Genomic DNA, 11,084 nt, shown 5'->3' with positions numbered 1-11,084 from the left:
ACCGGGAGTACCCTCATGTCCGCCACCTCTACTGTTCCAACAGCGACCCCAACCGCCCAATCCTTTGAGATTCGCCCACTGCCCGGCAGCGTCGGCGCCGAGATCGTTGGCCTGGACTTGTCCCGCCCGGTCAACGACACAGACTTCGCGCGCATCCACCGCGCGCATCTGGATCACCACGTCGTGGTGTTCCGCGACCAACGCATCACCCCCGAACAACAGATCGCCTTCAGCCGCCGCTTCGGCGTGCTGCAGATCCACGTGCTCAAACAGTTCCTGCTGGCCAACCACCCGGAAATCCTGATCGTCTCCAACATCATCGAGAACGGCGAATCCATCGGCCTGGGTGATGCGGGTAAATTCTGGCATTCGGACCTCTCCTATAAAGAGCTGCCCAGCCTGGGCTCGATGCTGCACGCTCAGGAGCTGCCCTCCGAAGGCGGCGACACCCTGTTCGCCGACATGCACAAAGCCTGGGACCAACTGCCCGAGCACCTGCGCAAAGCCGTGGAAGGCCGCAGCGCCGCGCACTCCTACACGGCGCGCTACAGCGAAACCAAATTCGAAGGCAATTGGCGCCCAACCCTCACGCCCGAACAGTTGGCTCAGGTGGCGCAAGTGGTCCACCCGATTGTGCGCACCCACCCCGAAAACGGCCGCAAAGCCCTGTTCGTCAGCGAAGGCTTCACCACCCGTATCGTCGACCTGCCGGAAGACGAAAGCCGCGACCTGCTGGCCCAGCTCTACGCTCACAGCGTGCTGCCGCAGAACATCTATCGCCACCAGTGGCAGCCCCACGACATGGTGTTCTGGGACAACCGCTCGCTGATCCACCTGGCTGCCGGTTGCCCGAGCCACCTGCGCCGCAAACTGTTTCGCACCACCATCCAGGGCGATGCGCCTTTCTGATTCCCGGCAAGAGAGTTGACATGAACGCGCCCCTGCAAGGCCACGCGGCCAGCACCCTGAGTACCGCCAAACCGCTGTTGGCGGTGGACAACGTCAGCCTCGAATACCGCACGCCCGAGCGTGTGGTGCGGGCCACGCACCAGGTCAGTTTCGAAATCGACCCGGCCGACCGTTACGTGCTGCTCGGCCCTTCGGGGTGCGGCAAATCCACCTTGCTCAAGTCCATCGCCGGGTTTATCAAACCCTGCGAAGGCGAGATTCGCCTGCTGGGGCAAAAGGTCGACGAACCCGGGCCGGATCGCATTGTGGTGTTCCAGGAATTCGACCAGCTGCCACCGTGGAAAACCGTCAAACAGAACGTGATGTTCCCGCTGCTGGCCTCCAAGACCCTCAAGCGCCGCGAAGCCGAAGAACGCGCGCTGCACTACCTGGAAAAAGTCGGCCTCAGTGCCTTTGCCGACGCCTACCCGCACACCCTGTCCGGCGGCATGAAAGCCCGTGTGGCCATCGCCCGCGCGCTGGCCATGCAACCGAAAATCCTGCTGATGGACGAACCCTTCGCCGCCCTCGATGCCCTGACCCGGCGCAAGATGCAGGAAGAACTGCTGCTGCTGTGGGAAGAAGTGCGCTTCACCCTGTTGTTCGTCACCCATTCCATCGAAGAAGCGCTGGTGGTGGGCAACCGCATCCTGTTGTTATCGCCGCATCCCGGGCGCGTGCGGGCAGAAATCCACAGCCATCAATACGACCTGCACAGCCTCGGCGGTGTGGAATTCCAGGCGTCGGCGCGGCGCATTCATCGCCTGCTGTTCGATGAAGCGCCCGAAGCCGAACGTGAGTTGGGTTTCGCCGATATCCGCATTGCTTACTAAGGGGCCGAACCATGCGCCAGGAATTTGAAGTCACCCTCGAACCACTGCTCAGCGTCCCTGTCGAGCGCGAACTGCCCCTGCGCCAACGCCTGTGGCAGCAAGGCTGGCTGCGCAAGGGCTTGATCCTGATCGTGCTTGCGATCCTCTGGGAGGCGGTCGCCCGCTACCAGAACAACGACCTGCTGCTGCCGAGCTTTTTGCAGACCTCCCAAGCACTGTTCGACGGCTTGCTCAGCGGTGAACTGTTGAGCAAGGTCTGGATCTCGCTGGCGGTGCTGATCAAGGGCTACCTGATCGGCATCGTGCTGGCGTTTGCCCTCACCACGCTGGCGGTCTCGACCCAACTGGGCCGCGACCTGCTCAGTACCCTGACCTCAATGTTCAACCCGCTGCCGGCGATTGCCCTGCTGCCGCTGGCGCTGCTGTGGTTTGGCCTGGGGCAGAACAGCCTGATCTTTGTGCTGGTGCATTCGGTGCTGTGGGCCTTGGCGCTGAACACCTATTCGGGGTTTCTCGGCGTGTCCGAAACCCTGCGCATGGCCGGTCGCAACTACGGCCTCAAGGGCATGCGTTTTGTGTTGTTCATCCTGATTCCGGCGGCGCTGCCGTCGATCCTGGCTGGCCTGAAAATCGGCTGGGCCTTTGCCTGGCGCACACTGATCGCCGCTGAACTGGTGTTCGGCGCCACCAGCGGCAAAGGCGGGCTGGGTTGGTACATCTTCCAGAACCGCAACGAGCTGTACACCGACAAAGTGTTTGCCGGCTTGGCCGTGGTGATCCTGATCGGCCTGCTGGTGGAAAACCTGGTGTTTGATACTTTCGAGCGGCTCACCGTAAAGCGCTGGGGCATGCAGCGCTGAGCCACTGATCCCTGCTAGGATTGCGTGCAATTCACTCCCCACTGCTCACGAGTGCTTGGCATGCAACTACCGGACATGAACCTGTTGGTCGCCCTCGACGCCTTGCTCGACGAGGGCAGTGTGGTCGGCGCGGCGCGGCGGATGAACCTCAGCCCGGCGGCCATGAGCCGCACGCTCACGCGGATTCGCGAGGCGGTGGGCGACCCGATCCTGGTGCGGGCCGGTCGCGGCCTGGTGCCGACGCCCAAGGCTTTGCAGCTGCAAGGCCAGGTGCGCAACGTGGTGGAACAGGCGGCGTTGCTGTTTCGCTCCGCGGACCAGGTAGACCTCAGCACCTTGCGCCGCCGCTTCAGCGTGAGGGCCAATGACTTTTTTGTTGGCGTGTACGGCGGTCGGTTGTTCGACACCATGGAGCGCATGGCGCCGCTGTGCGAGCTGTGCTTTGTGCCCGAAGGTGATACCGACGACGACGCGCTGCGCGAAGGGCGCCTGGACCTGCGCGTGAGCAATACGTTGCCGGCCAGCCCGGAGGTGAAGGTACAGAATTTGTTTTCCACCACCTTTGTTGGCCTGGCGCGGCAAGATCACCCGCTGTTCGACGAAGAAATCACCGCCGCACGGTTTGCCAGCTATTCCCATATCAGCATTTCGCGACGCGGCATCGCCCGTGGCCCGATTGACACTGCGCTGAATGCCCAAGGCCTGGAGCGCCGCGTGGCAATGATCGCCCCAGGCTTTCACGGCGCGATGTTCATGCTGCCCGACTCTGATCTACTGCTGCCGGTGCCAAAGGAAGCCTTGCTGAGCGCCAACCGCCTGAACCTGCCATTGCGCGCCTTCCCGTTGCCTATCTCCTTGCCGACGTTGGTATTGGCCCAATCCTGGCACCCGCGCTTCGACAAAGACCCGGCCCATAAATGGCTGCGCGAAACCATGCGCGAGAGCTGCCATGCCACCTGGCTCGAAGCCCAGCCCAGCTGAAGTGCACTCGATCAATGTGGGAGCTGGCTTGCCTGCGATGGCGGTCTGACTGTGTAGGGATTCATTGCCTGACCCACCGCTTACACAACTTTTAAAGGCAGCCAATTACCCTTGTGGCGAGCAGGCTTGTCGAATCGTCGCACCGCCTGCGTTGGGCTGCGAAGCGGCCCCAAACCCAGACGCTGAGTAGTTTCAGGAAAAACTGCAGTGCCTTTACTGGGGCTGCTTCGCAGCCCAACGCAGGGCAAGCCTGCTCGCCACCACAGGGCAGTTGCCCCTAACCCCATTAGGATTGCGTCTGGCGCACTTATAAGCTTCCAATAAGTAACTTTTTTGTCATGTATGCGCCCCATTAAACTGCTCGGGTATTTCTAATTCCGAGTTGCGCGTTCATGACATCCCTCGCTGCCCCCGCTCTCCAGGCTGCAGCCAAACCTACCGCCCTGAGCCCACCTGTGTTCGGCCCGCGCATCATCATCGGCCTGGTCGGTGTGTTGTTGGCGGTGCTGGTCTCTGGTCTCAACGAGATGGTCACCAAGGTAGCCCTCGCCGATATTCGCGGTGCACTGTTCATTGGTTTTGACGAAGGCACCTGGCTGGTTGCGGCCTACACGGCCACCTCCGTGGCGGCCATGGCCTTTGCGCCGTGGTGTTCGGTGACGTTTTCGCTGCGCCGCTTCACCCTGTGCGCCATCGGCCTGTTTACCTTGCTGGGCATCCTGTGCCCGTTTGCGCCGAACTACGAAAGCCTGCTGGTGCTGCGAACCGTGCAAGGCCTGGCCGGCGGCGCATTGCCGCCGATGCTGATGACGGTGGCGCTGCGTTTCCTGCCGGCCCACGTCAAGCTCTACGGCCTGGCCGGTTACGCACTCACCGCCACCTTCGGCCCGAGCCTGGGCACGCCGCTGGCGGCGTTGTGGACCGAATACGTCGGCTGGCAATGGGCGTTCTGGCAAATCGTCGGGCCGTGCCTGCTGGCGATGGCCGCGGTGGCTTACGGCTTGCCGCAAGACCCGCTGCGCCTGGAGCGCTTCAAGCAGTTCAACTGGCGCGGCCTGCTGCTGGGTTTTCCGGCGATCTGCATGCTGGTGATCGGCCTGTTGCAGGGTAATCGCCTGGACTGGTTCGAGTCCGGCCTGATCACCTTTCTGCTGATCGGCGGCGGCGTGTTGCTGGTGCTGTTCATGCTCAATGAATGGTCGCACCCCGTGCCGTTTTTCAAGTTGCAGATGCTCGGCCTGCGCAACCTGGCGTTCGCCCTGATCGTACTGGCGGGCGTGCTGATGGTACTGACCTCGGTGATCATCATTCCCTCGAGTTTTCTCGCCCAGGTGCAGGGTTACCGGCCACTGCAAACCGCGCCGGTGATGCTGTTGATGGCGTTGCCGCAATTGATTGCGCTGCCGCTGGTGGCGGCGCTGTGCAACCTGCGTTGGGTCGACTGCCGCTGGGTGCTGGGCATTGGCTTGAGCATGCTGGTGCTGTGCTGCATCGGCAGCTCGCACCTCACCTCGGCGTGGATACGCGACGATTTTTATGGCTGGTACCTGCTGCAGATTTTCGGGCAACCCATGGCCGTATTGCCGTTGCTGATGCTCTCTACCGGCAGCATCCAGCCGATGGACGGGCCGTTCGCCTCGGCCTGGTTCAACACCGTCAAAGGCCTCGCTGCGGTCATCGCCACGGCCGTGCTGGACACGCTGACCACCCAGCGTGAGCACTTCCATTCGACCATGCTGGTGGACCACCTGGGCAACTCGCCCCTGGCCGACGGCGACGCGCCGGGCCTTGCCCAGCGCCTGCACCAGCAGGCCGTGGTGCTGACTTCTTCGGACCTCTATTACGTCATGGCCGGTGTCGCGGTGGCGTTAATCCTGCTGATTTTCTGGATGCCCACGCGGATCTTTCCGCCTCGCGCACCGACCTAGCCTCAAGGACTTCTCATGAAACGCAAAGACAAAATTGCCGTCTCCGTTATCGCTGTGTTTGCCGTCGGCGTCCTGGTTTATCTGGTTGCGCCGGGCGTGCTGGGCAACAAGCGCCAGACCACCAACGACGCCTTCGTCGCCGCCGACTTCACGCTGGTGGCGCCGCGCGTGGCCGGTTTTATCAAGGAAGTGCTGGTGGAAGACAACCAGCGGGTCAAGGCCGGCCAATTGCTGGCGTTGATCGACGACCGCGATTTTCGTGCTGCCGCCCAGGCCGCCGACGCCGACACCTTGGTCGCCCAGGCCCAGCTGAAGAACGCCACTGCGACCCTGGAGCGCCAAAGCTCGGTGATCGCCCAGGCTCAGGCCACCGTCGCGGCCGACCGTGCCGAAGTGGCGTTCGCCGAGCACGAACTGAACCGCTACAACCACCTCGCCGGCGTGGGCGCAGGCACCGTGCAGAACGCCCAGCAAGCCAAGACGCGCATCAACCAGGCAACCGCAAACCTGGCCAAGGCCACGGCCGTACTGGCGGCCGAACGCAAGCAAGTGGAAATCCTCACCGCCCAGCGAGACGCAGCGGAAGGTGGGCTAAAACGCGCCCAGGCAGCGTTGGAAATGGCCAGTTATCAGCTGTCCTACACGCGCATTGTCGCGCCAGTGGACGGCATGGTCGGTGAACGTGCCGTGCGGGTCGGCGCCTATGTGACGCCGGGCAGCAAGATCCTCGCGGTCGTGCCGTTGGCCCAGGCCTATGTGGTGGCCAATTACCAGGAGACGCAACTGTCGCATATGCATGCCGGCCAAGCCGTAGAACTCAGCGTCGACAGCCTCGACGGCGAGTTGCTCAAGGGCCATCTGGAGAGCCTGGCGCCTGCCACCGGCGTGACCTTTGCGTCGGTCAGGCCGGACAACGCCACCGGCAACTTCACCAAGGTGGTACAGCGCATTCCGGTGAAGATCATCCTGGAGCCGAACCAGCCCCATATTGAACGCCTGCGCGTGGGCATGTCGGTGCAAGCCACAGTCGACACCCGGCCCGTCGCGCAGTCGCGTGAGGTGGCCCAGCAATGAAGCGATTTGCCTGGCTCACCTTGAGCCTGATCAGCCTGAACGCCTGCACGGTCGGCCCGGATTTCCAGCGGCCCCAAGGCCAGCAAGTCACCCAATGGCGCGAACCCCAGGGCCGTCAGGCGGCCAGCCACGCGGTGACCGACCCTTTGCAGGAGCGTTGGTGGGACGTGTTTCACGATGCAGAGCTCTCGGCCCTCACGCGTCGTGCGCTCACTGATAACCTCGACCTGAAACTGGCCAGCAGCCGTCTGCAACAAAGCCGCGCCATGCGTCAGGTGACCACAGCCGAGCGTTATCCCAACGTCAACGCCAGCGGGGATTACGTGCGCCAGCGCAACAGCGGCAAAGGCTTGAGCGACCCGTCCAAAAACAACGGTCAATCTGCTTACAACCAATGGGACATGGGCTTCTCCGCCGCCTGGGAGCTGGACTTCTGGGGCCGCGTCAAACGCGAAACCGAAGCCGCCGACGCCACCCTGCAAGTCGCCGAAGACGACCGCCGCGCCGTGTTGTTGTCGGTACTCGCCGAAACCGCCCAGGACTACATCCAGCTGCGCGGCGTGCAGAATACGCGCGCTGTCACCGAGCAAAACCTCGAGGTCGCTCGCCACAGCCTCAAACTCTCGCAACTGCGCCTGGCCGACGGCGTGGCCACCGACCTGGATGTGGCCGAAGCTGCCGCCCAGGTCGCCGCCATCGAAGCGCGTTTGCCCGACTTGCAGCAGCGTCAGGATCAACTGATCAATGCCCTGAGCCTGCTGATGGGCGAGCCGCCGCAAGCGCTGCATGCGCAATTGTCCAAGGACGCCGCCGTGCCGCAAACCCCGCGCCAGGTCGCCATCGGCTTGCCCTCGGAGCTGGCCGAACGCCGGCCCGATATTCGCCAGGCGCAAGCGCGCCTGCATGCGGCCACCGCCAGTATCGGCGTGGCAAAAGGTGATTTTTACCCGCGTATCACCTTGTCCGGCAGCCTGGGCTCCCAGGCCCTGCAACTCTCGGATTTCGGCTCCTGGGGCTCGCGCGCGTTTGCCTTCGGCCCGCAGTTCAGCCTGCCGCTGTTCAATGGCGGGCGCCTGCAAGGCATGTTGAATTTGCGTGAAGCCCAGCAACAGGAAGCGGCGCTGGCGTACCAGCAAACCGTACTGCGTGCCTGGCATGAGATCGATGACCAACTGACCCGCTACAACGCCAGCCAACTGCGCCGCGACAGCCTCGCTGAAGCGGTGCGCCAGAACCAGATCGCGTTGAGCACCGCACAACAGCAGTACGTCGAAGGCGTGGTGGATTTCGTCAACGTGCTCACCGTGCAAAGCGCGCTGCTGGCCACGCAGGAGCAGTGGGTAGAAAGCTCCACCGGCGTGTCGCTGGCGATGGTGGGGCTGTACAAGGCGTTGGGCGGTGGCTGGGAGTCGGTCTACCCCGCGACAGCCTCCATTCCCGCAGGCTGAACATAACCCACTGTGGGAGCGGGCTTGCCCGCGATAGCGGTAGTTCAGCCAACGTTATGTTGACTGACGCACCCTCATCGCGGGCAAGCCCGCTCCCACATGGAATATTGTGTGATTTAAGGGTTCTGCAAAAACACCACATACCCTCTAAACCATTCACTCCCCTTCAAATACCCCGGCTCTTCCCATACGCCACCCTGAATCAGCCCCACCTTGAACGGCAGCCCCAGCCGGTTCATGCGTGGCAAATACGCTGCGTAATCCGGGATGCTGTGGCGCCCTTGGTAGGTCTGGACCACCACTTCATCCACCACGCCTTTGAGCTGGGCGATGGCGTGCGGGTCGGCGTTGCTGCTCCAGTCCATCAGGCCGGTAATGCTCAGCCGCAGGTCAGCAGGCAGGCGTTGGCGCAGGTCGCGCAGGAAGCCTGTGTATTCGTGCAGGTACTGGGTGCGGGCGTCGAAATCGATCTGGATGCCGACCACCGGGTTGCCCGCGTCGCGCCAGCGTTGCACCTGGCCGAGCAGTTGGGTGTAGACGCGCTCGGGCCAGTGCAGGGTGTGGGCGCGGTACACCACCCAGACTTCGCCTTGGGTGATGCGCGGTACGCTGATGCCTTGGGCGATAAACTGCACACCCAATTGCGGCGCACGGCGCGTGGAGTTGATCTGGCCCTGGAGGATGTACAGGGTTTTCGCCTGTTTGAGCACCGGCTGCGGCGTGACCCCGCTCCACAGCCAGAAGGCATCGTAGTCGCGGGCGTCAACGCCGGCAAAGGCCGGGCTTGCCAGGAGCAGCAAGCCTAGCCACAGGTGTTTCACCAGTAGTACTTCAGCGACTGCGCCCACTCGGTGTCGGCAAACCCGGTTTTGAGCTGGCGGAACCAGCCTTTACGCACGGATTTATCCACGTCTACACCGCCGCAGCCGTTATAGCCGGCCCGCGCATAGCAGTTGATCGCACGGAACAACGCGTAGGCCTTGTCGTTGTGTGGCGCCTTGGGGTTGGCGATGACCTGGCGGTAACCGTCGAGCCGCGAGAAGGTCTCGCCCTTGAACAGCGAGGCGGTGCTGCCCAGGCTGCCGGCGGCGCGCACTTGGTCCAGTGGCATGCCATCGAGGTTATTGCGCAGGATGAACTCACCCAGGCAGTTCAAGCCCTTGGGGTTTTTCCCATCGGCCTGCAGGGTGCTGGCGATTTGCGCAATGCTCGGGCAGGCGTAGCCGGACTCCGCCTTATCACCGTTCCACTGGAACAACTGCAGCGAGCGGCCATCGCCATAGACATAACCCAGGCTGGTGCCGAGCTTGTCGGCGGGCGCCGATGCCGGCAGTTGCTTGAGGTCGTCGGCGAAGGTGGCGTACTGGCCGCGCATCAGGTCTTTGTACAGCAACACAAACTGGGCGGTGGCACGTTCCACCGGGTCGCTGGCCTGGGTGATCTGTTGGCGTAGCAGTTCCTGGCCTGCGATGTTGCGCAGCAAGATGTAGCGCACCTGCTTGGCGCTGATCGGCGAATCGCTGGCGAACACGCTAGCCAGTTGGTCATTGCGCTCGTAATTCATCGCCAGCGCCAGTTCCAACTGGTCGCGCTGCAAGGGTTGCTTGGCCAGGGGCAGCAGCTTCAGCCACAGCGCTTGCGCGCCTTGCCAATCCTTCTTGGCTTCCAGGGCAAGGCCGCGCAGGGTTTGCTGGCTGAAGGCGAAGTAGTCGAGGCTGGCGGGCACGTCCTGAGGCAGCAACTTCAAAGTGTTATCGGGCTGATGTTCGACGTACAAGGCAAACGCCGCTTGCACGTAGTCGTACAGCGCCGGCTCCTGGGCAAACACCGGCTTTTGCGCGTCCAGGGCCGCGCGGCTCAGCTGCGGCGGGTTGCCGGCGCGCATCCACATCAAGTCGTTGACGGCCAGCATCAGTGGGTTGGCCGAAGTTTTTTGGGTGGCACTGAGCAGCTTGTTGTCGGCTTCCTGCACCAGGTCGTCCAGCGACACATTGCGCTGTTTGGCGCTCAACTGCGCGGCCAGGTCGTTGGCCAGCTTGTCGGTATCGCCCGCCAGCCAATGCACCCGGCGCAGCAGGCCCTGGGCAGAGACAGCGTATTCGCCCTGTGGATAAGTTTTCAGGTACAGGTTGAAGCTGGTGTCGGCATTCGCCAGCACCGATTTATCCACATGCTCCAATTGCGGCATGCCGTATTCGTCGAAGGCGTTTTCCTGGGCCTGGTTCAACTCGGTGCGGGCGATCATGTAGAACGCCGCTTCTTTGACCCACGGCAGGCTGCCGGCGGCGGCGGCAACAAAACCGCGCTGCGCATCAGCGAAACGGCCACTGTAGAAGTCACCGGCGGCTTGCAGGTAAGTGCGCAGCTCGCGGCCTGCGGTGGACTGGATCTGCTCCGGGTTACCCAGGCTGGCACCGTCCCAGGTACAGGCGCCGAGCATCTGTACACGGCCCTTGGCCAACAGCTGGCGCTCCGCGTCGGGCACGTCGGCTTTAACCACTTGGCTGATAAACGCCGTGGCACTGCTTTCATCATTGCTGCGGCAACGGCTGCCTTCGCCGGTCAGGAAGGCGTCACCCGCCGCCTTGTCGCCTTCACGCTGAATGCCCAACGGCGCAAGCAGCTCATCGAGTTTGCTGGGCGTAGGTGCCACGTCGGTTTTTTCATCGGCGGCGTCGGCTACCGGGGTCAGGCGGTACACCGGGAACGGCACCGTGCCGAAGCCCTCTTCAAGGTCCGTCTCGCCCAATGCGTTGGGCGTCAGCGGTGCCACCTGTTTATCCGCCAGCAACAGGCGCAGGTTGACCCGGCTGTCATTGCCCGGGCTCAGGAAGGGCAGGTTGCTGCAGCCTTCAAGGCTGTCGCGTGAGACCCGCCAGTCGGGGTAGCACGAGTCATCGCCGCTGGCCTGGGCCTGGAAGGAAAGGCTGGCGAGCAATGCCAGGGTCAGTGGTGACAGAAAACCGATGCGCATGACGTGTCCTTGATCCTGAGTCCTTTGAAGGACGCAAT

9 protein-coding genes are annotated in these 11,084 nt (G+C 63.0%); 7 read left to right on the top strand and 2 right to left on the bottom strand.

Annotation, left to right across the window (positions count from 1 at the left end):
- Positions 1–15 precede the first annotated feature (15 nt).
- The 7 genes from AB4P96_RS01120 to AB4P96_RS01090 all read left to right on the top strand — a co-directional run bounded on the left by AB4P96_RS01120 (position 16) and on the right by AB4P96_RS01090 (position 8,072).
- On the top strand, positions 16–909 hold the full coding sequence (locus AB4P96_RS01120) for a TauD/TfdA dioxygenase family protein (RefSeq protein WP_395600436.1): 894 nt from the start codon (positions 16–18) through the stop codon (positions 907–909).
- Positions 910–929: 20 nt separating this feature from the next.
- A complete protein-coding gene (locus tag AB4P96_RS01115) occupies positions 930–1,781 on the top strand; it encodes an ABC transporter ATP-binding protein (protein ID WP_017136617.1) in 852 nt (283 codons plus the stop codon).
- Between the two features lie 11 nt (positions 1,782–1,792).
- Positions 1,793–2,641: an ABC transporter permease gene (locus AB4P96_RS01110; protein WP_017136616.1), complete on the top strand. Its 849-nt coding sequence runs from the start codon at positions 1,793–1,795 to the stop codon at positions 2,639–2,641.
- Between the two features lie 60 nt (positions 2,642–2,701).
- A complete protein-coding gene (locus AB4P96_RS01105; RefSeq protein WP_017136615.1) occupies positions 2,702–3,622 on the top strand; it encodes a LysR family transcriptional regulator in 921 nt (306 codons plus the stop codon).
- 392 nt (positions 3,623–4,014) lie between these two features.
- The gene (locus AB4P96_RS01100; RefSeq protein WP_017136614.1) at positions 4,015–5,550 is read left to right on the top strand and encodes an MFS transporter; all 1,536 of its coding nucleotides are present in this window, start codon (positions 4,015–4,017) and stop codon (positions 5,548–5,550) included.
- Between the two features lie 15 nt (positions 5,551–5,565).
- Complete coding sequence (locus tag AB4P96_RS01095; protein WP_395600435.1) at positions 5,566–6,624, top strand: HlyD family secretion protein; 1,059 nt, start codon at positions 5,566–5,568, stop codon at positions 6,622–6,624.
- Positions 6,621–8,072, top strand: a complete 1,452-nt coding sequence (locus AB4P96_RS01090; RefSeq protein WP_099549585.1) for an efflux transporter outer membrane subunit — start codon at positions 6,621–6,623, stop codon at positions 8,070–8,072. Before AB4P96_RS01095 ends, AB4P96_RS01090 begins: the two co-directional genes overlap by 4 nt.
- A gap of 116 nt (positions 8,073–8,188) precedes the next feature.
- Here AB4P96_RS01090 and AB4P96_RS01085 read toward each other — a convergent pair whose 3' ends face one another.
- Positions 8,189–8,893: a DUF3142 domain-containing protein gene (locus tag AB4P96_RS01085; protein ID WP_099549584.1), complete on the bottom strand. Its 705-nt coding sequence runs from the start codon at positions 8,891–8,893 to the stop codon at positions 8,189–8,191.
- Complete coding sequence (locus AB4P96_RS01080) at positions 8,890–11,046, bottom strand: outer membrane assembly lipoprotein YfiO (RefSeq protein ID WP_395600434.1); 2,157 nt, start codon at positions 11,044–11,046, stop codon at positions 8,890–8,892. The genes AB4P96_RS01085 and AB4P96_RS01080 overlap by 4 nt, the downstream gene beginning before the upstream one ends.
- Positions 11,047–11,084: the final 38 nt, after the last annotated feature.

The organism is Pseudomonas sp. B19125, assembly GCF_044218855.1.
Lineage (GTDB): Bacteria > Pseudomonadota > Gammaproteobacteria > Pseudomonadales > Pseudomonadaceae > Aquipseudomonas > Aquipseudomonas edaphica.
This window is presented reverse-complemented; position numbering and strand designations above follow the sequence as displayed.